The 25,624-nt window shown below is 49.6% G+C and carries 17 protein-coding genes; all 17 read right to left on the bottom strand.

Annotation, left to right across the window (positions count from 1 at the left end; all coding sequences use genetic code 11):
- Window positions 1–139 precede the first annotated feature (139 nt).
- The 17 genes from ACTJJJ_RS21725 to ACTJJJ_RS21645 all read right to left on the bottom strand — a co-directional run bounded on the left by ACTJJJ_RS21725 (window position 140) and on the right by ACTJJJ_RS21645 (window position 25,520).
- Window positions 140–1,717, bottom strand: a complete 1,578-nt coding sequence (locus ACTJJJ_RS21725; RefSeq protein ID WP_188935564.1) for a SusD/RagB family nutrient-binding outer membrane lipoprotein — start codon at window positions 1,715–1,717, stop codon at window positions 140–142.
- A 21-nt stretch (window positions 1,718–1,738) separates the two neighbouring features.
- Entirely contained in the window at window positions 1,739–5,137 is a 3,399-nt protein-coding gene (locus ACTJJJ_RS21720) for a SusC/RagA family TonB-linked outer membrane protein (protein WP_440703012.1), read from the bottom strand.
- Window positions 5,138–5,388: 251 nt separating this feature from the next.
- Complete coding sequence (locus ACTJJJ_RS21715) at window positions 5,389–6,486, bottom strand: FecR family protein (RefSeq protein WP_440703011.1); 1,098 nt, start codon at window positions 6,484–6,486, stop codon at window positions 5,389–5,391.
- Window positions 6,487–7,057: 571 nt separating this feature from the next.
- Window positions 7,058–8,251, bottom strand: coding sequence for an acyltransferase family protein (locus ACTJJJ_RS21710; protein ID WP_440703010.1), 1,194 nt, complete (start codon window positions 8,249–8,251; stop codon window positions 7,058–7,060).
- A gap of 121 nt (window positions 8,252–8,372) precedes the next feature.
- Entirely contained in the window at window positions 8,373–8,984 is a 612-nt protein-coding gene (locus ACTJJJ_RS21705; protein WP_440703009.1) for an RNA polymerase sigma factor, read from the bottom strand.
- 330 nt (window positions 8,985–9,314) lie between these two features.
- The gene (locus tag ACTJJJ_RS21700) at window positions 9,315–9,782 is read right to left on the bottom strand and encodes a RidA family protein (protein ID WP_188935554.1); all 468 of its coding nucleotides are present in this window, start codon (window positions 9,780–9,782) and stop codon (window positions 9,315–9,317) included.
- A gap of 38 nt (window positions 9,783–9,820) precedes the next feature.
- Window positions 9,821–11,317 carry a PQQ-dependent sugar dehydrogenase gene (locus ACTJJJ_RS21695; protein ID WP_440703008.1) on the bottom strand — a complete coding sequence of 499 codons (1,497 nt, stop codon included), beginning with the start codon at window positions 11,315–11,317 and terminating at the stop codon, window positions 9,821–9,823.
- Window positions 11,318–11,406: 89 nt separating this feature from the next.
- Entirely contained in the window at window positions 11,407–11,838 is a 432-nt protein-coding gene (locus ACTJJJ_RS21690; protein WP_188935552.1) for a c-type cytochrome, read from the bottom strand.
- A gap of 127 nt (window positions 11,839–11,965) precedes the next feature.
- Window positions 11,966–13,699, bottom strand: a complete 1,734-nt coding sequence (locus ACTJJJ_RS21685; protein ID WP_440703007.1) for a PQQ-dependent sugar dehydrogenase — start codon at window positions 13,697–13,699, stop codon at window positions 11,966–11,968.
- A gap of 77 nt (window positions 13,700–13,776) precedes the next feature.
- A complete protein-coding gene (locus ACTJJJ_RS21680) occupies window positions 13,777–15,030 on the bottom strand; it encodes an amidohydrolase/deacetylase family metallohydrolase (RefSeq protein WP_188935549.1) in 1,254 nt (417 codons plus the stop codon).
- Between the two features lie 51 nt (window positions 15,031–15,081).
- Complete coding sequence (locus ACTJJJ_RS21675; protein WP_440703006.1) at window positions 15,082–16,302, bottom strand: aminotransferase class V-fold PLP-dependent enzyme; 1,221 nt, start codon at window positions 16,300–16,302, stop codon at window positions 15,082–15,084.
- A 243-nt stretch (window positions 16,303–16,545) separates the two neighbouring features.
- Entirely contained in the window at window positions 16,546–18,126 is a 1,581-nt protein-coding gene (locus tag ACTJJJ_RS21670) for a SusD/RagB family nutrient-binding outer membrane lipoprotein (protein ID WP_426295745.1), read from the bottom strand.
- 26 nt (window positions 18,127–18,152) lie between these two features.
- Window positions 18,153–21,533 carry a SusC/RagA family TonB-linked outer membrane protein gene (locus ACTJJJ_RS21665; protein WP_426295744.1) on the bottom strand — a complete coding sequence of 1,127 codons (3,381 nt, stop codon included), beginning with the start codon at window positions 21,531–21,533 and terminating at the stop codon, window positions 18,153–18,155.
- Window positions 21,534–21,696: 163 nt separating this feature from the next.
- Window positions 21,697–22,731 (bottom strand): FecR family protein, encoded by a 1,035-nt coding sequence (locus tag ACTJJJ_RS21660; protein WP_426295743.1) that lies wholly within the window; start codon window positions 22,729–22,731, stop codon window positions 21,697–21,699.
- Window positions 22,732–22,800: 69 nt separating this feature from the next.
- Window positions 22,801–23,343 carry an RNA polymerase sigma factor gene (locus ACTJJJ_RS21655; RefSeq protein ID WP_188935539.1) on the bottom strand — a complete coding sequence of 181 codons (543 nt, stop codon included), beginning with the start codon at window positions 23,341–23,343 and terminating at the stop codon, window positions 22,801–22,803.
- Window positions 23,344–23,643: 300 nt separating this feature from the next.
- On the bottom strand, window positions 23,644–24,747 hold the full coding sequence (locus ACTJJJ_RS21650) for a lactonase family protein (protein WP_440703005.1): 1,104 nt from the start codon (window positions 24,745–24,747) through the stop codon (window positions 23,644–23,646).
- A gap of 35 nt (window positions 24,748–24,782) precedes the next feature.
- Window positions 24,783–25,520: a carbohydrate-binding family 9-like protein gene (locus ACTJJJ_RS21645; RefSeq protein ID WP_440703004.1), complete on the bottom strand. Its 738-nt coding sequence runs from the start codon at window positions 25,518–25,520 to the stop codon at window positions 24,783–24,785.
- Window positions 25,521–25,624: the final 104 nt, after the last annotated feature.

The following is a 25,624-nucleotide window of genomic DNA, read 5'->3' as shown; positions in this document are numbered from 1 at the left end:
AGTTAAGACAAAAAATCACTTGAAACTCCTCACTCATAGCTCGGAAATTTTTGAGTCGTAAACAGCGATACGGATTGCCGATTTGGGTCAGCAATCCGTATCGGCCATTTATTTGATAAACAAACAGCGCATGGGCCGCTTATTTATCCCACCAAACTTTACTCGAAAGCGTGTTGGTACCGCCCTGGCGTGTACGCGCTTCGTAAAAATTCACTTTGTTGTATAGCTCTTCCGAATCAGGGATCACGAAACGGGTCGGGATTTGGCCGCCGGTAAGGTTACCCGGGTAGTTCGTCGGAGTCAGCTTGGGATAGCCGGTCCGGCGCCAGTTCGAGAAGATCTCGTATTCGTCTTCCAGGAATAGGGTTACCCATTTCTGCGTGCCGATCTGCTCCATTTTCTGGGCGGTTGTGCCAGCCGCATTAAATGGGTTCGCTTTCAGGTAAGCCGCGATTTTGGCATCGGAAATGATACCCGCCGTTCCGAACAGTGACCATTGTTTCAAACCGGAAGTAACAGCAGCATTGTACGATGCTTCGGCTGTTGCGCCGCTATACCAGCCGCGAAGATTTGCTTCTGCCAGCAGCAGGTGCATTTCGGCGGGGGTGAGTACCAGCAATGGAGCATTGTATTTCAGGATCGTTGCCGGATTAGGCTCGGAATATTGGTCGAAGTTGGCAGGTTTTCCGTTGAATGCCGCATTGGGCATTCCCGATTGGAGCGCAGTTGCCGTGTCCGCGACATACGCCGCCGTGGGAGAGGCCTTCGTCCATACGATGGAGATGACATTCAAACGGGGATCGCTGGTCGTTTTCAAATGGTCGATAAATGTCTTTGCAAATTTTCCACCTTCGACGTTATCATCGCCCGCGGAAACGTAGTCGGTACTCATCAACCCAGCTGAAATGAAGTTGCGGCTGGCAGTAATGGAACCATCCACGTAATCGATTTTTGCGATATCGGCATCAGCAGTGATCACGCCACCCGCGATGGCCTTTTTTACCCAGGTTTCGGCCATCGCCGGATCAATCTCGGTAAGCCGCATTCCAAGGCGGAGCATCAACGAATATCCGAATTTCTTCCAGTTCGCAATTTGATTGGCTGTTCCTTGCGATCCGTAAATCAGGTCTGAATTCGCAAACGTCGCTTTGCTGTTATCAAATGCCGCGATGGATTCGTCCAGCTCTTTCAACAGATCGGCATAGATGAATGCCTGGGTGTCGTATTTCGGAGTGAAGTTTTTCTCAGTCAGGGCTTTTCCAGCTTCGGAATATGGAATGTCTCCGTACAGATCTGTCAGGCGGTGGAAAAGGTAGGCTTTCCAGATACGTGCTACCGAAAGCTTATTAATATCCTCGGGAGAAGTTTTAACAGCATCGATTACCTGCAAAATGTCGATCACAGCCCCGGCGGATGCAGGATCACCGCCAAACAATGCCCAGCTTCCCTGCGAATAGGAGAAATTGAAATACTTGTCACCCGCGGCAGGTACCTCTTTGTAGGTAGCAAAATGCTGCATAGAACCACCGATCGTCAGGTAAGCCGCTCCCGTGAAGTTGTTGCTTACCGTCGTGAGCTGCGTCCTGGTGAAGAGGAAACCGGGTACGACGTCCCTGGACGCATTGGGATTTACATTCATTTCTTCAAACCCATTGTCGCAGGAAGAGATGAAGGCGGCCATCGCGGCCATATATGTTAATTTCAGAAATTTGTTCATCGTGACAAAGATTTTGAATGATTAAAACTTCACTGTCAGGTTCACACCGATGTTTCTCGTTCTCGGCACACCGAATGCTTCCAGACCTTGCGCGTTGCCATTGGTGTAGCTCGACTCCGGATCGAAGTAGTTGTTACGTTTGTCTTTGTAAAGCAGCAAAAGGTTACGTCCAACGATCGACAGCGAGGCACTTTGCAGCTTTGTACCCAGGAGCGAAAAATTGTTCACCGGCAGATTGTAGCTAATGATCACCTGGCGAAGTTTCACGAAATCGTTGTTGAACACGAACATACCTGTGTAGTTCTTGTCATTGTCATAGTAAGTATCAATGTCTTTCTTCTCCCATGTTTTGCTGAATGGAGCACCTTCCGGCGTTACACCTGTTACAGTCAGACCCGTTTCACGGCCGGGAAGTGTTTCTTTCGGCAAACCGAAGCGGTATGCATACTGGTACAGGTTGGAGTAAACCACACTTCCGAACTTGCCGTCGATCAGGATGTTGAGCGAGAAGTTTTTGTACTTGAAATTGTTGGTAATACCCATTGTCCAAGGAGGCGTACCGTTACCCAGCTTCTCGAGGTTTCCGCGTACTGCATAGTTGCTTGCCGTATTGAACACCGTGTTGCCGTTCGCATCTTTGAGTTTGTTGTAACCCCAAACTTCGCCATAAGTACCGCCAACCACGTTGTTGATCAAACCACCACCCACACCGGTTCCGATGCTCAGCTGGTTCAGGTTAGGAGCCAGTTGCACGATCTCACTCTTGTTGTAGGCCATGTTATAGCTGATGTCCCACAGGAAATTGTTTTGCTTGATCGCCGTTCCTGTCAGCAAAAGCTCGATACCCTTGTTGCTCAGCTCACCAACGTTCAACAATGCGGCTGTGTACCCTGCCGACGACGCGATATTGCTTTGAACGATGTCGTTGGTAGTCTTGCGGTTATACAGTGTAATGTCGATGCCCAGACGGTTATGCATGAATTTCGCTTCCAAACCTGCTTCGTAGGTAGTCGAAGTCAGTGGTTTCAAATCGGGGTTAGGCACGACGGAAGAAGAGAGCTGCTGCACCGGACGGCCGTTGTGGCCACCCACTGCCATCGCATAGCTCTGGTAGATCTGGTAAGGAAGTACGGTTGCACCACCCACCTGGGCCCACGAACCGCGCAGTTTAGCGAAGCTGACCACATCGGGCAGTTTGAATGCCTCCGACAAAATCAACGAGCCACCTACCGCAGGGTAGAAAATGCTGTTGCTCTTGCTGTTCAACACCGAAAACCAGTCCTGACGACCTGAAACGGTCAGATAGGCAAACCCTTTGTAACCAATATCCGCCGAACCGAACAGTGAGTTGATACCGCTTTTGTTATAAGTAGGAATAACCGTCGAAGTAGCCAGGTTGGTAAAACTGTAAAAGCCGGGGATTGTGAATTCGGCACCGTTGAATGCGGTTTGGTCGTAGATGCTTCTCTGGATATTGCCACCCACGAGTGCCGAGAAATTGAAATTCTCCGAGAAATCCTTAGAGTAGTTCAAAGTGAGCATTCCGTTGGTTTCGGAAGATGTTACCTTCTTCGCTTCATAGGTTCCCAGTGGCTGGTACGCGTTGGCAGTCGGTACTACGAATTCGTAATTGAAATTGTAGTAATCCTGGCTCACGCTACCTTTAATGAACAGGTTGTCGAGAATGTCGTACTTGATGTTCGCTTGTCCGAGGAAACGGTTTTTGGTATCCTCATTCTTGAACTTGTTGATCACGAAATAAGGGTTCGGGGCAGCAGGAACGGGGTTCCATTCGATCTCTTTGCCGGTAGTCGCGTCATAACCAGGAGAAAGACTTCTGATGTCCACAGTATTGGCTACCAGGTAAGTTGCCCAGTGCGGGTTATAGTCCGCATAGCCTACTTTCGGACGGTTGTGGCCGTTTTCGATATTGTATTGAACAACAGTTTCAATGCTCAGTTTTTTGCCTAGCTGTGCATTCAGGTTCAGGTTGGCGATTCTTCTGTTGAAAGAAGAATTAGGTACAATGCTTTTTGAACTCGTATTGTTCAAGCCGAAACGGAAGTTGACCACTTCATTACCACCAGTGAACGAGATGGAGTTGATGTAGTTTGTTCCGGTGCGGTAGAAATTTTTCAGGTTGTTTTTCTGCGGCGAGTAAGGGCGTTCCACACCGTCGAACTGAACAACCGGCGTGCCGTCCATTTTGGCACCATATGATAAACGTCCCGAGCTTTTTGCCTGCGTTTGTGTAGTAGGTTTTACACCGTCCACACCCTGCCCGTATTCGTATTGCCAATCAGGGATGATCGAAAGGTTGTCCACCGAGAAGTTGCCATTGTACTCCACGCCGATACCTTTTTGTGCACGTCCTTTTTTGGTAGTAATCAAAATAACACCATTGGAAGCACGTGCACCATAAAGAGCCGCTGCCGGGCCGCCTTTCAAAACGCTGATCGACTCGATGTCGTCGGGGTTGATACCACCGATACCGTCACCTCGGTCGGTATTGTTACCATTACCGTCCGAAGCATTGCCGCCGCCTGGTACGCTGTTGTCCATCGGCATACCGTTAATTACGTACAAAGGCTGGTTGTTACCGCTCAAAGATCCGTTACCGCGGATGATAATGCGGCTGGAACCACCAGGGCCCGTCGACATACCGGTTGCGTTAACGCCTGCAATTTTACCTGTCAATGCATTCGCCACGTTGTTTTCCCGGGCCTGTGTAAACTCGCTGCCCTTTACCTCGGTTACTGCATAGGCCAGCGCCTTTTTCTCTTTGGAAATACCCAAAGCCGTAACAACCACCTCGTTCAAAGCCTTTGCCTCAGGCGCCAGCTGCACATCCACGCTCGTTTGGCTACCTACTGCAACTTCCTGTGTCGTGTAACCTACGAAACTGAAAACCAGAACGGCAGTCGCAAGTTCGCCATCCGGAATATCCAGAAAAAATTTGCCTTCTGCGTCACTGGAAGTTCCTCTTTGCGTGCCTTTTACGAGTACGCTCACGCCTGGCAGGCCAGCGCCGGTTTCGTCCTTAACGCTTCCCGTAACGTTGCGTTTGGGCGACGTTTTTATTGCATTTTCTTCAACGGGTGCCTGTTCACGGCGCAGGATGATGCGGTCCTGCACCACTTCGTAAGTAACTTTATGCGGGGTCAGAATTTTACTGAGAACTTCGGATAATGATTCGTCCTGAAATTTATAGGATGCTTTCTGATTAGTAAAGATCTGAGGGTTGTACATGAACTTAACCTTCGTTACATTCTCAATCTTCTCCAATGCCTTGTCTATCTCGGAATTGGCTAAACGCAAAGTCACTTTTTGTTCTAACACACGTTGTCCGCGCACATCGTTCGCATGAACGAAAGTGCTGAACGCGATGGAGAGCAGGGCTTGATACAGAGTAATGCGCATGATTTTCTGTAAAGCATGGTGAAATTGTACTCTTTTTGACATAATTTTGATTTTTGTCGGGTTAAAATTCGGCATAATGGTTCCCACAGCAGCCTCGTTCAGATGCTGTTAAGCGTACACAAGCATGGGGATTTGATCGGGTCGGTGGTGTTGCAGCATCATCGACCTTTTTGGGACTGGAAATTAGTAGTGGTTTATGTTCATAGGCAAGGGTGAATTTGTCATAAAGTATTGAGAGAAAGGTATTTTCATTAACATCCTTTGCTGTTGATGATGATGCTGGCATCCAGCTGTTCGTACTGCGCGCCGATCGTCTTGCAAATCAGGTTGATCTTCTCGAATAGCGGCTCATCGGAGAGCGACGCGGTCAGATAGCAGTTTTGCATTACCTCGGCATCGAATACGATCTTCACGCCATATGATTTTTCCAATGCCGCAAACACTTCCGTAATCGGCGTCCCCTTAAATTCGAATGACTGTCTCTGAATGGGTAATTCCAGCAGTTTCGGGTCCGGAACAAGGCTCCTGGTAAGACGTAACTCATTGGGTGCGAATGTGATCTGTTGGTTGGGGGTCAATACCATTCCTCCCAGTTTATCATCCGCATGCTGGCTGGCGATCGCTTCTTTCGTCATCGGGAAAACAGATACCTTACCGGTTTTGACCACCACTTTCACCTCCTGGCCGTCGAATGCGCTCACTTTGAAGCTCGTACCCAACACTTTTGTAGCCAGCGTATGTGCATACACGTAAAAAGGTTTGCCGGGATTTTTGGCCACTTCGAAGAACGCCTCTCCTTTCAGAAACACTTCGCGCTTGCGGCCCTCGAACCGGCGCGGATAGGTAATGCGACTGTCGGGCTGCAACAGCACCGAACTGCCGTCTTCCAGAATCACGAGTTTCGCTTCGTTCCCCGTGTTTATCGCTTCGATCAGCGGCTCCCTGATCTGGCTCAGGATCACCTTATACTGGTCCGACTGCTTCTGTGAAAGCGTTTGCTTGTTATACCACCACCCGGCAAACAGCAGGATCAGCACGGAGGCTGCCATATGGTACCAGTTAGGCCTGAAACGCAGCCATGACGAAGATTTTTTCGCATTATTTTCGCCGATTGCGTGCGAGAGCCGGTAGATTTCATTAGCCACTTCCTCATCCGAAATCTGATCGAACGCCGCTTCCGTCGCCATCAGAAAATTTCTGGCGCGATCAACGAGATCCTGTTTGTCCGGATTATGTTCCAGCCATTCGGCCCATATGGCTTCATCGGCGGGGCTGTCGAACAACACCCAGCGTCTGAAAGATGGATCGGCGGCTAGTTCCTCCGGAAGAAAATTGCGGTAATCGAGCATATCGGGCAAATAATAATATGGCTAATTTTAATAAGGATGCGAGAACATTGGGTCAATACTCTCCTTTCGGAAATTAATTTTTGAAAAGTTTTGAAAGGGCAAATAAAATGTGGTGAAGTGCGTAAACCGCGTGCCTTTTGACCGTTGGTATATCTGTACCAGCCGGAAATTCATTGCTTGGTTTTTACGCGATCAAAAATCTGATGTCTTAAATATCATTTTATATTTTTAAAAAGAAATCAGGCGATTTGGAAGATAAATGGCTGCTCACTACCCAGCTTTCGCAGCGCTACGTGGCATCTGTTCCTATAATTAAAATCGGATTTCTTTTGAAATATAGAGCCTAGCAGGATTCGGTTGGAAAGTGCCGGGGAGCTTTGGCCGGATGTGGTGCGGGATTTTTGTAAATTTGTTTAGCGTCGAATTAGACATTAAAGAAAGATGATATGAAATTAACAGTAGTGATTACGCAGGGAGAGGAGATGCTGATCGGACAGGTTCAGGAGATTCCGGGCGTCGTAACTCAGGGAGCGAATGTGGAGCATGGATAACATTCAGGACGCGCTCAGACTTAAAGATACTGTTTAACAAATTTTGCCTTTCGCAGTTGAATAGCCAACCCCCAGCTTCCGAGAAGTGCAACTGATAATGTTATGAGAAACTTGAAAAATGCTGTGAAGGGTAGCTCTAGTAGTAAGTACTGGGCCCAGATCACAAACGGATAATGCAGCAAATAGATCAGGTAAGCATGATCGGAAAGGGAATCCCACGCGGCATTCGGCTTTTTAACTAATGCACGGAACGTTGTAAGGAAAGCAATGCAGCTGAATGTGCAGGATAGCATGTAAATAGAGAAGTAAATCAGGTAGCCTGAAATCTCGGAAAATGTGCCCTGCTTGACGAGATTGGTCAGGAATGGCGGCACAATTGTAAGCAACGTATATATACCTGCGCACAGGGACAGCCATAGCTGCCAGCGACGTACGAGTAGGGAAGAGGTACCGAAAAGAGATTCGTTGAAGCGTACTTTACCTAGCCAGGTACCAAGTATGAAATAGCCAAAATATAATGCTGCCCGGCTGATCTGAAAATCGAATGGCCCGAAGCCAGTCCATGTTCCCGGCCCGAGCCAGAATGCGAATGGAACGTACAATGCGAAGGTGAACAGGAACCAGTATAGCAGGGTTTTTACGGGTTTATGAGTTTTTGTGATCGAGCCATCGGATTGAGCAGCGAGTGGTTTGCTCCCCAGGAGTGATTTGTTGGTTAAATAGATGAATGCGAACACCACATTGAACACAAACAGTACCCAGATGAACCAGGGCGGGCCAACCGGCCATTGCTCAACAACGAAGAAATCTGTCACGTAGGCAGGCAGGCTCCCGCTTCCGTGTGCGACCAGGTACGCAGGGTAATGCGCGAGCAGGTTGAGCAAGGTGCCTCCAACCAGAAAAGGAATGAAAAGGCGGTAAAACCGGTCACGAAGGAATGCGGTGACACCCTTGCGTTCAATACTTTTGACAACGAACAATCCGGCGATCAGGAACATCAGCGACATGAAGAATACGTCGTTGAAGTTTTCGAAAATATCCAGTCCTACCCAGCGGCGGGTATCGACAACCGGATGGGTGGAATTGATATAGGCAACCTTATCAAAGCTCGCGAAAGTGGTATAAGCGAGCGACGAATGATGAGCAACCACCAGAACTGTCAGAAATGAACGGAGGTAATCTATCCAGAGAGTTCGACTGGCAGTTTGTAGCATCGGTTATCTTTTGTTGACGAAAGGATGCATAAAGATAGCTTCCGATTGCTTACAGCCGCGGTTTTATGAAAAGATAAGTGAGCTATCCGGATCTATATGCTGGAATTCAGGGGCGGCGAGTCTAGAACTGCATCGCGAAGCAAAGGAGCAGCAGGTTGCTGATCGGGTGAATGTGCCGTTTGAGCGAGGTGATGGCTTTGAAAAGCAAGTTGGCGACCGACTGCCGGTTTACCTGCATGAGGTCGGCGATCTGCTCGTTGTCCATTCCTTCAAAGAATTTGAGGAAAACAGCCTCTTTCTGGCGACGGGGCAATTCTTCGATAGCACACCGCACTTTGACCTGATTCTCATTCAGCAGCTCTTTCCGTTCAATTTCAGTTTCAACTGTTTGGTAGTCTGAAAGTTGGTGGGCTTCATCGATGTCAAGAAACGGGTGGGAACCGTTGCTGCGCCGGAATTCCTGCATCAACTGGTTGCGCAGCGCACGCAGGAAATAAATGGTAACGAACTGGATTTGAATATTCTGACGCCTTTCCCAAATGTGGATCATCAAGTCTTGAATGGCGTCCTTGATGAACTCCCGGTCGGAGGTGAAATTGCAGGCGTAGTTGAAAAGAGTGCGGTATTGCTTATCGGCCAATTGGCAAAATGCCAGACTGTCCCCGGCCTGGCTTTGGTGCCAGAGATTCAAAAGAACTTCATTCTCCTCAGCGATGCGTTGTTTCTTGTTCAAATCTTGTCGGGTAGGTTAAACAAATTAACTGTTTAATCGGGATAATCTAAAATATAAGTCCGACTTTATTTTTAGTGAGCGAATTTAATCTTGGATAATTGTATTATTCCAGAATTAAAGTTTGTGAAAAGTGAGGTAAGTGGTTCGTTTTGCCGGATTGGTTACTCTTTGGATTAGGAGGAAAGGAGGAAGGGGAGGATGGAGGAAGGGGAGAAAAGACACTGAAAAAGGTTCGAGAGGTAGTACTGAAATGGAAGAAGGAAGAAGAGAGAATTTGAATGCAATTCCATTTTCCCTTTCCTCCTTCCTCCCTTTCCTCCCTCCTAAATTCTAAACGTAAGCAATACAGTCGATTTCAACGAGCGAGTCGCCTGGTACACCGCCATACACCGCTACGGTGGTGCGGCATGGCGGCTTGCTGCCGAAGCGGCCTTTGTAGGCTTCGTTCATGGCTTTGTAATCGTTCAGGTCGTGGAGGAAAACGGAGCATTTCAGTACTTTTTCCATCGAAGAACCTGCTTTGATCAGCTCTTTTTCCAATTCGTCGAGTACGTGCTTGGTGTGAGCCGTAATGTCGCCCTCGAAGTGGGCACCTTTACCAGCCACGAAAACAAGGTTGTTGAACTTGGTATGGCCCGAGAAAAGAGGTACGTCCTGATACATTTCCACGTCACCCACTTCTTTTTGGGGCGCAGGTGCAGCTACTTCCGCGTGCACTTTAGATACAGCACCAATGCCGGCGATGCCAGCAACGGAAGCAAAGAGTTTCTTAATAAGAGACCTTCTTTCAGATTTCATAACAGGATTGATTAAAGTTATATGTAGAACGAGATGTATTACGAAGTTTTCTTTTTGGCTTTTTTCGCCAGTTTATCATTGGCTGGAAGGGTGATCTTCCAGAGACTGCCACCTGCTTTGTTTCCGCCTTGCTTGCCGCCGTACTCGATGACGTACAGCGTATTGCCGATAAGCAACGCATCGGTAGGGGCGGTAAAGTTGTTGATGATGCTGGTGGTTTTGGTTTTGTAGTTGTCGGCCTTTTTGTCGTAGGTCATTTCCAGGTGAAGCAAGTCCTTACCGTATCTGCGCAATGGGTTCGGGTTTACGACGCCGTTACGCGGGCCGCCGGTGTAGCGGATCACGAAGCCGTCGCCGGTGAATTCCTTGCCTAATGCATTGTGCGTATCGAAGAAGATGCCTAATGGGGACGAATGCGCATTGAAAGTACCCACAGTCACGCCAGTAGTATCCCCATCCATTACCGCGCCGGTTTTGCGGTCGCGATACTCGTTGGCATCAGGGCCAAGGTTTTGAACAGAAGGAGAGAATTTCACACCGGCCGGCCGTTTCGGGAAGTCCGGGTCGTTGTGAAAATACTTCATTAGGAATGCGAATGCAAACTTGCTCAGGAACGGATCTTTCTCAGGGTCGGCCTGGAAGTCGGGGAATTGCTGCGGGTTGTCGATTCCGCCCATTACCCAGGGGAAGCCGTAATGGTGTCCCTTGCGTACCCAGAACATGTCTTCGGGATGGTCATAATCGCCGGAGTTGGAAACTGCGAAGAGATTGCCTTTGGCATCGAAGGCCATGTCGTAGGCGTTACGGATACCTTCGGCAAAAATGTAGCCCTCGGCTTTGAGTTTGGCGAGATCCGTTGAAAGTAAGAGATCTTTGGAGTTGATCGGGAAGCGGAAGATGTTCGCTGTGAGTGCATTGTCGCGCGCATTTGGATATTCGCCACCATTGTCCTGGACCTCGCCGTGGTCGGTGCGTGCGCCCGTGTTTACGTAAATGTATTTGCCGTCCGGGCTGATTTCCAGTGCGTTCCAGCCGTGATCGAACGTCGTTTTGTTCGCCCCGTATTCAACGGTATTGAAAACAACTGTCATTTCAGGCTTGTCGACGCCCGGCGTTCCCACGCCGGGCGTCATTTCGTAGCGGACCATCCGGCCTTTGTTGCCTTTATTGTTGTTGACGCTCACATTTCCTGCCAGAAAGAGGGTATTGCCATGAAAAGCAGCGCCTTGCAAGCGGGGAATGCCGTGATCTTCGACGGATAGCAGCTTTTTACTCACCGGCTTGCCGTTTTCGACCACGATTTTAACCACATCACCAAAAAACGTAGTATAGTACATTTCTCCGGTAACCGGGTGCTGGATCAGGCGAACCGCTTCCGGTTCCACTTTCATGTACTCTTCGATGGTAATATCGTCGCGAAGTGCTTTGGGGACGGAAGTCGATACTTCCCGTTGCTGTCCGAAAACATGGAACGTCAGGCCCAGTGCGAGTGCCGACGTAAGTCCGGACTTGATGATGCGGCTGTATTGTAACATAATGTTTTAAGAGGTTTAGGTGGCAATCGGATTCCGGCTATTGAACTGAAAAGCCGACTGCCGATTGCCGAAGTATTCTTTTAAAAATCTTATTCGTTTTTGCCCAAATGTCTGATGTACGCTACGAGCTGCCAGCGTTGTTCGGCTGTAAACACATCCTGGAACGGCGGCATATTCCCGCGGCCGTTCGACATTTTCCAGAATAGCGAGCCGTCGCTTTGTGCCTTCACCAGCGTATCGTGGAAATTGGCTGGTTTCTGGCCTAATGCACCGCCTGCGGCACCATCGCCATACCCGCCTTCGCCGTGGCATGAGGAACAATATAATGTAAACAGTTCTTCGCCCTGGGCCAGCGTAAGTGGCTCCTCGTGAAAAGGGCTTTTCAGGGTATCAGCCCAGGCCGGTGCCTTCCATGGCTCCTGATTGTGGTGTGTGGAAGCGTTCTTCTCGGAAGAAAAACCCGCCAGACCGATTCCGGAAAGAATAAAGAAGCCTGCGATTATGATTTTATTTTTCGGCATGAATATACAGAAATGGTAAATTAGTTACACTTGCCATTCTTCCTCCAACCCCTTCAAAGGAAAACTCAATTGCCGGAGAGTAATATCCGCTTAAACGGGGTTGGAAGATGAATGGCGTAATATCTTGCTATTTAATCGCGGCCCGCACTTTGGCTACTTCGTCCGTCGTGACAGGGCTTGCATTGTTTCCGAAGTTGCTCCGAATGTGAGTCAACACCTCCGAAACTTCTTCATCTTTTAAAAAGCTGTGCTGCGGCATGACATTGTTGTAGGCTTGGCCTTTAACTTCGATAGGGCCTTCCAGACCATTCAACAGCACCTTGATCAGCCGCTCTTTGTCGCCGGTAACCCATTCTGCCCCACCCAGTGGTGGAAAGCGTTGCGAGTCGCCCATGCCGTTACGCTGGTGGCAGGCCGTGCAATACACGCTGTAAACCTTGCCGCCTGCAATGGGTTTGTCCTTATCCAGGTTATCGTTTACAAAATCGGGCGTGCGGATGTGTGACATCGTTTTACGCTGCTCCATTTTCGCCAGCGCCGGTTTGGCAAACTTTTTCTTGTTACCCTTGTAGGTGACTTTCCAGATCTTACCTTTTTCGGTTTCGGCGATATAAATAGCGCCGTCGGGCCCCATGGCGATGCCCATCGGACGGTACACTGCGTCGCTCACGTTCACGATCGGGTCGAGGCCCGCGAAACCGTCCGCGAAAATCTCGTATTCACCGGCAACCTGGCCGTTTTTAAAAGGAACAAAACCAATAAAATAGCTCGACTGAGGGTAGGGTGCGCGGTTGGTGGAACCGTGGAATGCGATGAACGAACCGTTTTTGTAATGCTCGGGAAACTGGTTGCCCTGGTAAAAAAGAATATCATTGGGCGCCCAATGGCCGGGAAAGCCGATCAGCGGTTTTTCATATTGATCACACTGGCCTACAATTTTACCATCACCGCCATATTCGGGGTTCAATACCTTTTTGGATTGCATCTGATCCCAATAGCAATAGGGCCAGCCGGCGTGCGTGCCTTCTTTAATCCTCAGAAATTCCTCCGAAGGAAGCATGGCGCTTTGCCAGCCGTTGTAAAGTTGCGGCCAAAGGCGCAGGAGATCGTCACGGCCGTGCTGCACCGCATATAAGTTGTTGTCCTGAAAATTCCAGTCCAATGCGACCACACTGCGCAAACCCGTCGCGAACTTCGTGCCGTCCTTCTGTAACTGGCCGGTCTTGTTCGCGTCGAATTTCCAGATACCGCCGTGATCCTCGAGGATTCGGCATGGGTCCATCCCTTTGGAGCCGGGCGTGCGGTTTTGTTCCTGGCAAGCATTGGAATTGGCACCGAAAGGCACATACATAAAGCCCTTGTCATCGAATGTGAGCGGCTTGGCGATGTGCTCGTGCATACCGTGCGGGTGGTCGTCGGTGAGGATCACTTCTTCCGGGCTGTCGGGCACCAGTTGGCCGGGCGTCAGTTTGTAGCGGTAGACCACGAGCTCGGAGCTGAAATACAGGTAACCCTTGTAAATCCGCATGGCCGTTCCGTAAGCCCGTTCTTTCGCGGCACCGCCGAAACGCTTGATGATATCGGCCCGCCCATCTTTATTGGTGTCGCGCAATGCGATTACCGACTCTCCCTTATCGGCAAACCGCGCTTTCACATAAATATCACCATTGTCATTCACCGCAATATGGCGCGCACGACCCGGAAGGCTGTCCACGACAACAGTAGCCTCAAAGCCGTCCGGCAAGAACAGACCACCATTTTTGGTATTGACAACCGGCAACTCCCGGTCGGAGTGCTGCGTAAACCCCAGTCCGAGCAGTACAAGAAGTGAGGCAGACCATTTTAAGCGTTTTTTTAACATAGGTCAATTAAAGAGGGGTTTAGGTATGCGATGATGCATGGTCTATGGTCGACCACCGACCATAGACCATGACTATGTTATTTAGTCAAATATATCGGCGACGTAATGCCGTTCAAGTCATAAACTATTTTTCCGCCCATGACGGTGAGTTCGCATTCGAGTTTTTCTTTGCCTTCTACCTTGTATCCGGTTTTGTCATAAAAACCGAAATTGCCTTTTCGCATCGAGAACACGGCTACGTCGGCGATGGCGCCTTCGGTAATGTGGCCCAGCTGCTCCCGATGGATCACTTTGGCTGGTTCCCAGGTGCTGGCTTTGATTACCGACGGCAGGTCCATCCCCATATTATAGAACTTCGACATAATGCTCAGCATGTCCTTCATCGAGCCGTTCATGCTGCCTGTGTGGAGATCGGTACTAATGGTGTTGGGGTAAAAACCGGCTTTCATAGCCGGGATCGCCTGCGAGTAGTTGAAACTTGCGCCGCCGTAGCCTACGTCGAAAATAATGCCTCTCTTGCGGGCTTCGAGTGCGAACGGTTTTACTTTTTGCGTGGCTTCATCCACGATTGTCTCTCTGATATTGCCTTCGAGCAGCGTGTATGCGTGTGTATATATGTCGCCCGGGCGAAGGTGTTTCATAAACAGTTCTTCGAGCGGGAGGGGCGGTGTGCTGCCGCCGAAATCGACCATCACCGGCATATTTGCCAGCTTTCCAGCTTTCACTGCGTTATCAACCGGCTTCCAATCCTTACCCTGGAAATGCGCCACTTTGAAACCCACCACGTCGTTGCGATTTTTGATAGCGACGCCTGCGGCCAGGTTTGGGTCCATATCGGCCGTATCCTGCTCCCAGTTGCCGCCGCGCATGCCTTGTCCTACGATGTTCAGGAACGAGAGTACGCGGGTTTTGGAATTGAAAATTACGTTGTTTTTAAACTCTGAAAACGAATCCCAGCCGGCACCGCCCGCGTCGACGATCGTCGTTACGCCTACGCGGAAGGTGAAGCCGTCGGGTGGTAACGCCACCAAACCATTACTGAGATAATGGTTTGGCTCGGTACCGAAAAACACGTGTCCATGGATATCGATCAATCCGGGTGTTACATACATCCCTTTGGCATCCACTACCTGGCGGGCCTCCTTCGGATCGATATCCTTTGCCACTTTCCTGATCTTTCCTTCGAAAATACCGACATCCATTACCTGGTTGATATTGTTTTTCGGGTCGATCACCGTGCCGCCTTTAATCAGAACGCTGTACGTCTGGGCATGGGAAACTACGCCAAGCAGACATGCCAGAAGAGTGAAAAGGATAGACCTGTGTTGCATTTTACTTCTTGAAAAGGTTGGGTTTAGGAATATTAATGGTACTGTACATATTTAAACAACTGCTTTCGACAGCTCTTCTTTCAATCTGGATGCTACGATTTTCTCCTCGCCCGCTTTAAGCATCCAGGTGGTAATGGTGAGCGAATTGTTTTCGCCGGGCATTACCTCGATCGACGGGTTGCCTTTGCGAAGGCTTTCCTGCAAGGTTTTCACTGGCAGGCTGATCTTCGCCGCGTCCCACGATACTTTCAATGTAGGGGTATGATTGCCCAGTTCGGGGAGAGTGACTTCGGTAACGACACCTTTCACGCTTTTTACAGCATTCTCGATGGTTGCCACGCGGTCTTCCCATATTTTCCACTCTTTCTTGTGATCCATCTTCACGAAATTGTCGAGTGCGACGTACATGCCGAGGATCTCTTCTTTATTCACCTTCATACCACGCCCGATGGTCGATCCGCGCGGAGGCATGCTTAGGCGTGCAGCGTCGATGTATTGCTTTTTGCCCATCAAAATACCTGCGCTTTGTGGCCCGCGCATGGCTTTCCCGCCCGATACGCACACGAGGTCGAAGCCCAGGTCGTTGAAACGCCATAGGTTTTCAACGGGCGGCACATCGGCAGCCATATCGATCATAGTAGGAATGCCATTTTTCTTTGCAATCTCAATCCATTTTTCGTGATTGATCTGCCCTTTGTCGGACTGAATGTGCAGGAACCACATCAATGCGGTCTTCTCATTAATCGCCTTCTGCAAATCTTCCACAGTTTCAACCTGGACGATTTTGCAACCGGTGTTCGTCAATGCATGCGAATAGCCGATGTTGTGGCCTTTCTGAATGATCACTTCCGACTTCATACCGGTACCTTCCAAATGCGGTAATGCTTCCACTTTTTTTGGGTCCATACCCGTGAGCACGCCCGCAAGCCCGAGCGTAAGTGCCGAGAAGCACCCGGCAGTCACCACCGCCGATTCGGCGTGGGTAATGGCGGCGATTTTCTCGCCTACTTTCGTCTGGACTTCATCGAGCATCATAAATTCTTTGGCCGCCCCCTGGATCGTAGCCACCACATCGTCCTGCATGAGGGACCCGGTCATCATTGTGTAGGTACCCGCTGCATTAATAAAGGTACGGATGCCGAGTTCTTTGGCGAGGTTACGGACTGGCGCCTTGACGAGCAGGTCGGCAGCTTCTGCGGTGCCATTGCCCAAAAATCCGCCCAGGAGGGGAACTGTGGACAGATGCTTGATTAAATCTCTGCGGTTTATCATAATGGTTAAGGACTGAATAGATTGGTTAAAGGCTTTACAGAATGGTTTAGACGGTATGCAGAGCAAGGATGCATTTTATAGGCCTCAATACTCCGTTTGGTAAGATAATTTTTTTAATAATCAGAATTTAAAAAAATATACTTTGGTCAATGCCCGTTTCAATGCCTTTTTATTCCGATTAGCGGATCGTGAAAGTGCCCTCCGGAATTATTTGCCGGAAGGCACTGCTTTGTCCACCAGAAATTACTTATTCTTATCCCACCAGAGCGGCGTAGCCGCATTATCAGGACCGCCTAACAATTTAACAGCCGCTTCAACTGCCGCGCCATTGTTTTGCTTCTCCTGCAACAGGAACGGGATACGACGCACTACCGCAGTAGTAGGAACGTCGGTATTTACCGAGTTCACTACCGGATAAAGCTTCGGCAGTTTCGTGCGACGGAATTCGGCCCATGCCTCGATGCCATCGGGATAGAGCGCGAGCCATTTCTGGGTAGCGATCTGCTCTCTCTGGATAGCTTCTGTCGCGCCCCACTTTACAGGAATATTGGACAGTGCGGCAGATTGCTGCTGGTCCCCTGGAGCGACAGGCGTTTTAGTACTATTAATATAAGTGGTCACCGCCGCGCCGGTAATGCCCCAGCCTTCCATGGAAGCCTGAATGCCTTTTTCGTAGAATGACTGCGCGGTTCCGGAGCCTGCATTCCAGCCATTCAATGCGGCTTCCGCGAGTAGGAAATAGGCCTCTGCGGTATGCATTATATCCTGTTTGACGGCCAATTGGCGGTCCCAGGCTGAGCCACCACCGGTATTACGTATCCAGCGCTCGCCGATATTGGAATTGTTGTCGTTGCTATTCGCAGCCACCGCCAGTTCCGTGGGGCCCAGGCCATTACGTATACCTTCGTACGATTTGGTAAGGAAAGCAGGCTGGAAGTAAATGCCGATGCGAGGATCTTCATAGCCCTTTAGCACGGATTCCATCGCTGCGCTCATCCGGAACTCGCCCCATCCCGAGATGGTTGCAAGTCCGTTGTTGTCGCCGCCGAGCAGGCTTTTCGCCATGTAGGCATTGTCGCCAACGTCGGTCAGCAGGCCTCCGGCAATCGCGGCTTCGGCTTCCGTTTTAGCTTTGCCAGGGTTAACCTTTGAGATGCGAAGTGCCAGGCGCAGGCGCAGCGTGTTGGCAAACTTGATCCATTTATTCACATCACCGCCATAAATGATGTCGTAGGTGCCGAAAGGTTTATCGGTTGTTTTGCCTTTCAGTAATGCAGTTGCCTCGGTGAGGCGTTTGAAGAAGTCATTGTAGATTTCTTCCTGCGAATCATATTTGATCGGCGTCACGTCTTTGCCGGCTTCCGAATAGGGAATCGGGCCATAGTAATCGGTTACCCTGTGGAAGGCGAACACCCACCAGATATTAGCCAATGCATACTGCGATGTGGATTTATCGAGTTTTTCGAACAGTATTTGCAGCTGAGGCACCACCTGGGTGTAAACCGGGTTCCAGTGGTTGTCGATCCAGGTCGGGTGCATGAAGTAGCGGTCCGACTGAAAATTCGGGGTAGTAGTAGCGAAATATTGCGCGTACAAATCCGCGAACAGGTTCTGGGCGGTCTGGTAGGTGCCTGCCGAGTACGATGACTGCTGCTGTGCACGCGAGAATACGTAAGGCAGTTCCGCATCTGTAATGGCAGTAAGCGCGGTGCGGCTGGTGTTCAGTTCGTCGAAATCACCTGTACATCCTGCCACAACCAGTGCCGAGCCGGTGAGGACGCTCAATGTGGTTGCTCTGATATATTTATTCAATGCTAATTTCATGTTACAGTATTTTAGGAGCTGTTTAATTAGAATCCAACTTTCAAATTCAAACCAACAGTACGTGTTGAAGGGAGTGCTCCATATTCAGATCCCTGGAAGTTACCTGCACCCAGGTTTACGTCCGGATCGAATGGAAGTTTACGTTTTGCAAGGCCCGGAATATCCATCTTGGCATAACCACGGTAGATAAAGAACAGGTTGCGGGCAGTAAGCGACAGGCGCAGCGACTTGATGAACATGCCCGGAGGGGTAGGGATGTTGTAACCCAATGTAGCCTCCCGCAAACGGAAGTTTGTGGTAGAGTAGGTAAAGAACTCACCCCAGGTATAGCGGCCCTGTGAAACGGTTTGCCAGAAGGTCTGCGCGTCGATAGCCACGTTGTTCTGCTCGCCGGTTTCGGTAACGGCCGGTAGAACCCAGCCACCCTGGCGGTGCGCTTCGGTGTAATCCGCGGTTCCGTCGTAAGCAAGGTTACCATCGGTTCCAGAGGTCATTACACCACCCACCCGGCCATCCACCAGGAAGCTCAGTACGAAGTTTTTGTATGAGAAGGAGTTGTTCAGACCGATAGTGAATTTAGGGTTGAAGTTGCCGACAATGTTGTCAAACGCAGTCGCTACCGGAAGTCCTTTGGCATTCACGACGTAGTTTCCGTTCGCATCTTTTTTCCAGCCGAATGCCTGCAAGTCTCCATATGAACCGCCTTCACGCACAATCGCCGTCGTGGTACGGGTGTTTCCTCCCAAAGTGGCTGTTTTGATGGTCTCGTGAAGCTGGACAATCTTGTTCACGTTGCGTGCGAAATTCAACGTTGCGTCCCAGGTCAATGCTTTGCCTTTCAGCGGCGAGGTGGTCAAAGAAATCTCAAAACCTTTGTTGTTGATCTTACCTGCATTGATAAATTGGAACTGGAAGCCGGTTGGCGTTGCTTGTGGCAATGTGAGCAATTGGTTCACGGTGTTGGTGTTGTAATAGGTAAAATCCAATCCCAATTTTCCAGAGAACAAGCGCAAATCGAGTCCCAATTCAGTTGAAGACGAGATTTCCGGTTTCAGGTTCGCGGCCGGACGCGTCGTGTTGCGGCTGATATAACCACCACCATTACCACCTTGTGTAAATGTGTAGGTTTGTAGCAAACGGTAAGGATCGGTATCGTTACCCACCTGTGCCCATGACCCGCGCAGTTTCGCGAAGCTGATCAAGTCCGGCAACTTTATTGCTTCCGAGAGGATTACATTACCGCCGAACGAGAAGTAAGCGTAGGAATAGGGCTTAGGCAATGTCGAAGACCAGTCGTTGCGAACCGAGCCGTCGATGGTAATGAAGTCGCGGTACGATAGTGACGCCGTTCCGAACACATATTGCAGCTCTTTCTGACTGAATGCGGTAACCTGGGTCAATGCGGCGGCAAATGACAAATCGAAGAAGTTTGGAACTGTCAGCCCTGTCGTTGTCCCGCCTACCTGCGAGTATTTCTGATACGTCTGGCCGGCACCAAAATTGTAGGTCAGATTAAGGTCTTTGCCTAATTTGTTATTACCCGACACGATCACGTCCATGTTCCGTTCGGTTGTTTCCGCAGTCCAGTCTTGGTAAGAGCCACCCGACCCTGCGAAAAGCAATGTATTGTTATAGAACCCACGATTTACGCGATCGGCATACCAGTCGTAGCTGATGCGGCCTTGTACGTTCAACCAGTCTGTCAATTCATATTTAACAGAACCCAAAGAAATCACCCGGTTACGCTTCTCCGATTCGAACGTGCGGTTGATCGTCCAGTAGGGGTTCATGTAAATACCCGAGCTCGCCCAGTAAGTAGGTTTCCCTGCTGCGTCTTCGAAAGTTTTGTATTGGTTCAAATCCACACTACGTGGGATTTTGTACAAGTTCATGGTTACTGAGCTCTCTTCACCCGAACGCGGTTTGTTCTGGATGTCGGAGTTGATATAGGTGATTTTGGCATCGGCCGAGAGGCGCTTGGTAATCTGCGTGTTCAGGCGAAGGTTAAAGGTATGCCGCATCAGCTTGTTGTTCGGCAGGATACCCTGGTTGTAGTTGTTGGTATACGACAAATAAGTCTGAATCTTTTCAGAACCAGCCGAAACGCCGATAGAGTTGTTGGTTGAAATCGCTTTGCGATAGAAATCCTTGATATTGTCTGGAAAGGTCTGCATGGCAGGTCCCCAGCTCTGGCTGGAATTGGTACTTTCCTTGCCGCCGCTTCCTTGTCCATAAGTATTTTGCAGTTTTGGGAGCAAAAATGGCGTTTCAACCACGACGCCGGAGTTGATATCGGCGGTTACCTTACCCGCTTTCCCTTTTTTAGTAGTGATCATAATCACACCGTTGGCCGCGCGGCTACCGTACAATGCCGAAGCTGCCGCACCTTTCAGGATGTTCATCGACTCGATATCGTCTGGGTTGATGTTGGCCGCGCCATCACTGCCGTTGATACCACCGAAATCGGTCGTCACCTGGTTGCGAGCCGTATTGTCGATAGGTACGCCGTCCACGACGAACAGAGCATTGTTGTTACCGGCAATGGAGCGGTTACCACGAAGTACCACGCGGGTCGCGGAACCCGGCCCTGACGAACCCTGAGTGATCACCGCACCAGCCACCTTACCGGAGAGGGTATTCACAAAGTTTGCATCGCGCACGTCCGTGAGCTTTTTGCCGTCGATCTGCTGGGTTGCGTACGTGAGTGTTTTCGCATTACGTTCGATACCTAATGCGGTTACCACTACTTCTCCGAGTTGTTTGACGTCTTCTTGGAGCGTGACATCGATGGTAGTTTTGCTGCCCACGGTGATTTCCTGCGATACGTAACCAATCGATGAAAATACCAGCACGGTGTTTTCGTCAGATACATTGATCGTATAGGCGCCATCAGCATTGGTTGTAGTTCCCTGGTTGGTACCTTTCACGAGGACGTTCGTTCCCGGAATGCCGGCTCCTGCATTGTCTTTTACCGTACCGTTGATCTCCTTAGCAAGATTAACCGCAGCCGCAGGCTGGATTACCTGGCCGGTTGCTTTTTCCTGCCTGTTGCTGATCACGATGTTGTTCTCTACCTGCGTAAAACTAAGCCCGGTACCGTTTAAAATGGTTTCAAGGACTTCTTTCACCGGTTTTTTCTCAGCATGGATAGAAACCTTTCTTTTCTTATCAATGCGCTCGATGCTGGTGATAAATTTGAAATCACTCTTTTTTTCAATGGCGATAAATGCGCTTTGAAGCGTCACATCTTTTAGGTCCAGGGAGATTTTCACTTCCTCGATGCCCTGAATGGATCGCGGGGCAGCAAAGAGTGGTTGGACGAACATCACACATGCCAGGATCAGGGCCAGGCTTCGCCTGAGCGCCATTCCTGTGTTCAGGCGGGTGTCGGGTAACTTTTTTCGCATACTGTTTTGAGTAGGTTGAGGTTAAATGGATTTGAGGGATTCAATTATTATATCAACTTCATAATAATTCATAATCAAACACCTTACGTGCGGCCAGCGGCGTGCAGGGCCAGCAGCTCCAAGGACTTGTTGGGATACTCAAAAGTAGGATGGAACGGGACGCCTAATGGCAAGTGCCCCCCGTGACGGTAACGGTTTCGTTACCAATTACATATTTAAAAGAATTGGACATACTCAGCAATTTTAGCACATCGTTCAACGATGCATTGGAATTGAAACTAGCCATCACACGGCATTGGCCAATGTTGCTTTTAAATACAATCTTTTTGCCGAAGCGCTCTTGCAATGCCTGCATTACTTCGTCATAAGTATTGTCCCTGAAAATAAGCTGGCCTAAATGCCAGGGTGCAATATTTGCGACGCTAACGATATTAATATACGTTTCGTCTTTTTTTGTATTAATCACGAGTTCCTGCTCGGGCGTCAGTTGCGTAATCCGGACCGGCTCGCCTTCCTCGATCTCCTTGCTCACCTCCACTTTCCCGGTCGCAACCGACACCGATGCAGTCTCGTCCCCATTATAGGCTTTTACATCAAACGACGTCCCCAAAACCCGCGTCGAGATCCGGTCGCTCTTGACGATAAATGGCTTTTCAGGATTCGGTACCACTTCGAAAAACGCTTCTCCTTGCAGATAAACCTGTCTTTCGTCACCGTCGAACTCTTTGGGATATTCGAGTTTACTGTTTTTATTGAGCCATACCTGCGTCCCGTCAGGCAGTTCTATACTCACAATGTCCTTCGTGCCGCTGGTGCGGGTTTCCATCACGGCGCCGACGGTGCTTCGCGAATCGTGCTGCCTGCTTACCACCAGATAACCCAGCCCCGTTGCCAGCAAAATACTCGCCGCGGCCATCCAGGAGCCGATTTTGAAAAATCTTGGCCTTTCGGGTGCTTCTTCTTCGGCCGCGTATTCCTGCTCCGCCATTTTTGCGTGCAGCTTCGAAAGCCCGCTTTCCAGGTTGAATGCCGGATCATTCTCCGGTTCTTTTTCCTGCTTCCAGGCCGCTTCTATCTGCCTGAACAACAGCAGGTTATCATATTCTTCAAGCCACCATTCCATAGCCAGCTTTTCTTCCGGGCTGCATTCGCCAGCTAAATACTTGGCGATAAGGGGCCATGGTGTGTGATCGGACATCAAATTCAGAGCTTTCTAATGTTAGGACAAATAAAAAATAGGGATACCCCCATCCCGTCAGAATATTTTTTAAATCTGATAAGTTTTTTGCAGAAGTTTCAGTTGTTTAATGGCCTTACCCATTTGGTTTTCTACTGTTTTGGCGGAAAGAGAGAGGATTTCGGCGATTTCGTTGTAGGTAAAGCCTTCGAAGCGGTTGAGCTGGAAGATCGCCTTTCTTTTTTGCGGGAGGTAATTGATAAGGTCAGTGATGCGGCTTTCGAACTCGTGGTACATCAGTTCGTCGTCTGGGCCGGGCGTTTCTTCGATCATATCGTCGCTGAGCTCTTCCATGACGTATTTTTCCTGCTTCATGTAGTTAATGCAGGTGTGCCGCGTGGCAGTGAAGAGGTAGGAGCGTACATTCTTTTCGACCGTCAGGCTGTCCCGTTTGTCCCAGATCCTGAAAAAGACATCAGCTACAATCTCCTCGGCGAGGTCCTTACGGTTGTTGAGGTAGGTGGCAAAACGGCATAGCGAGTAATAGTATTTCCGGAAGAGGCAATCCAGCGCCCGGTTATCTCCTTGCTTGATCAGGGAAATAAGAAGCAAATCATCCTGGCCGTTCATCATAAACTGTGGCTAAATTGGGTATCAGGTAATTCCAAAACTTTATTCAATGACCTTGTCGGGGCGTCCGGAGTGATCGGCTATTATTACCTTATTTAGAATCTGTACAAGTCAATTTTTGTGCCAGACATTAAAATAGTAATATTTTCTTTGGTGTATTTTAAATAATAACGAAGAATAGCATTCAGAATTCTAAAATTAAAAAAGTTGATGGAAATAAGCACAAATCGCTGAAAATATTCTTCCATATTGTTTTTTCAGCCATCCGCACCCATTTCCATCAAGGTTGTCAGGAGATAATAATCAATTCAGGAACAGCTGTTTCACGCATACGGGCGTAGGTGCGCTGATCTCTTTCCCGGTATAAGTCAATTGGCCGGTAGCGGCGTCGCGTTTGAAGAAGACCGCATTGTCATTGTCACGGTTGGTCACGATGGCAAATTCACCTTTGGCGTCGATCAGGAAGTTGCGCGGATGCTTGCCGTGCGTATCCGCGTGGCCTGCGACGGTCAGCTTCCCGGTTTTGGCGTCTACCGCGTAAATGGCCAGACTTTCATGGCCGCGGTTGGAAGCGTAGAGGAATTTTCCGTCCGGCGAGAAATGGATGTCGGCGGCGTAGCTTTTACCCGTAAAATCCGACGGCAGCATAGTTACCCGCTCGAACGGCACCAATGCACCGCTTCCTTTCACGATCTTGAAAGAATTGACCACCGAAGCCAGCTCACAGGCAGAATAACCGAAGTTACCGTTCGGGTGGATCGCGAAATGGCGTGGACCATCACCGGCTTTTACCTCTGCATAGGGAACGGAGCCAGGCGTTAGTTTACCGGTCTGTGGATCAACGGAGTAAACCATGATTTTGTCGATGCCCAAATCCGAAGCGTAGATGTACTTGCCGTCCGCAGAGGGGATAATGGAGTGCATATGCGGCTTTTGGTCGGGGCGGCCTTTGTCCTGAATAGTGTCCGCCAATGCGCCGATGCTGCCGTCCTGGTTGAGCTTGTACACGGCCAGGTCACCACTTCCGTAGTTCGATAAATAAATGAAACGGCCCTTTGGATCAACACTGACATGGCAGGGGCCACGGCCTTGCGACGGCTGCGAGTTCAATGCGGTGAGTTTGCCGGAAGTCTGGTCGATCGCGTAGGCCGAAACAGTGCTATTGCCCTCATTAGCGGCGTAGAGGTACTTTTTATTGGGGTGAAATTCGAGGAAAGAAGGGCTTGTTTTGCTCGTCAATACCTGCAACTCTTTGAAAGAATAGTCACTGCGGTCGAATTCGTAGACATAAATGCCCTCGCCCTTCTGTGTATAAGTGCCGAGGTACAGTATTTCCTTTTTGGGTTTCTGCGCAAAAGCTGTCATAGCCGACAATAAAAGGATGAATGAAAGAATGGTTCGTTTCATGATTCGGGAAAAGGTTGAGATAGATTATAATGCCTTTATTCAAACACCAACGTGCCGAACTTATTGAATTCGTGGAAGCTGCCACCGGTTTTTTGCCAGGAATAATAAGCTGTTTCACTGTCGTAGTCGATGCGGTAGAAATTGCCGCGCCATTTGTCGCCGGGCTTGGGGGCTGCATTGGCAATTGGGTTCATTAATGCGAAAGGAATGAAGAATTCCGCTTTCCAGCCTTCTACGGCCGCCATGCTCTTCTTTTGCCCACCTTGCGCGCTGGTTTCGTGCTGTACCCGGTTGCGATCCGTGTAATGCCAGGGTTTCCAGCCTTGTGCACGGCCTTTGATGTTCGGGACAAGGATCGCCAGCTCGTAGTTCAGCGGCGAAACTTCGTATTCGAGGTAAATGGGCACCGAAATGTCGGGCCAGAGGAATACTTCTACCACATCCTCCTTGAACAGCGCGCCGAAGTCCTCCATAATGGTCGAGGTCAGTTTCTGGTCGGTGCAGTCGAAGAGGAAGTACATCCCCTTGTCGGAGTAAAGGATTTTGACGCGGGTAGGGAGCTGTTTGCCGGGCGCCGGCTGGTTGGGGCCCTTCTGGACGGTGAGGTTGAACCATTGCGCGGCCGACCAGTTGGGTGCGGTGCCTTCGCCGTTAACTTGGAAGTCGGTCGTTTTCCTGACGGTCAGGGAAGAGTCGGGAATAACCTCAGCGGCATGTCCACCGTACATGAGGCCGCATGCGAGCAGTCCCATGAGAACAAATTTTTTCAACATTCATTAAAAAGGGTTAGGATTGGAAAACAGGTTTAGGTGTTGCCAAGTGTGTTCATTTGCAGTCAGATGTGCTGATAATTACCCGGCGATGCAGGTATTCCGGT

It is taken from the genome of Dyadobacter sp. 22481, assembly GCF_052044875.1.
Taxonomy (GTDB): Bacteria; Bacteroidota; Bacteroidia; order Cytophagales; family Spirosomataceae; genus Dyadobacter; species Dyadobacter endophyticus.
Note: the sequence above shows the minus strand (reverse complement) of the source record. Positions and strands in the feature narration are given on the sequence as shown.

Coding starts and splice junctions, on each gene's coding strand:
- ACTJJJ_RS21725 (WP_188935564.1), bottom strand. CDS start 1,717: ATGAACAAATTTCTGAAATTAACATATATGGCCGCGATGGCCGCCTTC.
- ACTJJJ_RS21720 (WP_440703012.1), bottom strand. CDS start 5,137: ATGCGCATTACTCTGTATCAAGCCCTGCTCTCCATCGCGTTCAGCACT.
- ACTJJJ_RS21715 (WP_440703011.1), bottom strand. CDS start 6,486: ATGCTCGATTACCGCAATTTTCTTCCGGAGGAACTAGCCGCCGATCCA.
- ACTJJJ_RS21710 (WP_440703010.1), bottom strand. CDS start 8,251: ATGCTACAAACTGCCAGTCGAACTCTCTGGATAGATTACCTCCGTTCA.
- ACTJJJ_RS21700 (WP_188935554.1), bottom strand. CDS start 9,782: ATGAAATCTGAAAGAAGGTCTCTTATTAAGAAACTCTTTGCTTCCGTT.
- ACTJJJ_RS21695 (WP_440703008.1), bottom strand. CDS start 11,317: ATGTTACAATACAGCCGCATCATCAAGTCCGGACTTACGTCGGCACTC.
- ACTJJJ_RS21690 (WP_188935552.1), bottom strand. CDS start 11,838: ATGCCGAAAAATAAAATCATAATCGCAGGCTTCTTTATTCTTTCCGGA.
- ACTJJJ_RS21685 (WP_440703007.1), bottom strand. CDS start 13,699: ATGTTAAAAAAACGCTTAAAATGGTCTGCCTCACTTCTTGTACTGCTC.
- ACTJJJ_RS21680 (WP_188935549.1), bottom strand. CDS start 15,030: ATGCAACACAGGTCTATCCTTTTCACTCTTCTGGCATGTCTGCTTGGC.
- ACTJJJ_RS21675 (WP_440703006.1), bottom strand. CDS start 16,302: ATGATAAACCGCAGAGATTTAATCAAGCATCTGTCCACAGTTCCCCTC.
- ACTJJJ_RS21670 (WP_426295745.1), bottom strand. CDS start 18,126: ATGAAATTAGCATTGAATAAATATATCAGAGCAACCACATTGAGCGTC.
- ACTJJJ_RS21665 (WP_426295744.1), bottom strand. CDS start 21,533: ATGCGAAAAAAGTTACCCGACACCCGCCTGAACACAGGAATGGCGCTC.
- ACTJJJ_RS21660 (WP_426295743.1), bottom strand. CDS start 22,731: ATGTCCGATCACACACCATGGCCCCTTATCGCCAAGTATTTAGCTGGC.
- ACTJJJ_RS21655 (WP_188935539.1), bottom strand. CDS start 23,343: ATGATGAACGGCCAGGATGATTTGCTTCTTATTTCCCTGATCAAGCAA.
- ACTJJJ_RS21650 (WP_440703005.1), bottom strand. CDS start 24,747: ATGAAACGAACCATTCTTTCATTCATCCTTTTATTGTCGGCTATGACA.
- ACTJJJ_RS21645 (WP_440703004.1), bottom strand. CDS start 25,520: ATGTTGAAAAAATTTGTTCTCATGGGACTGCTCGCATGCGGCCTCATG.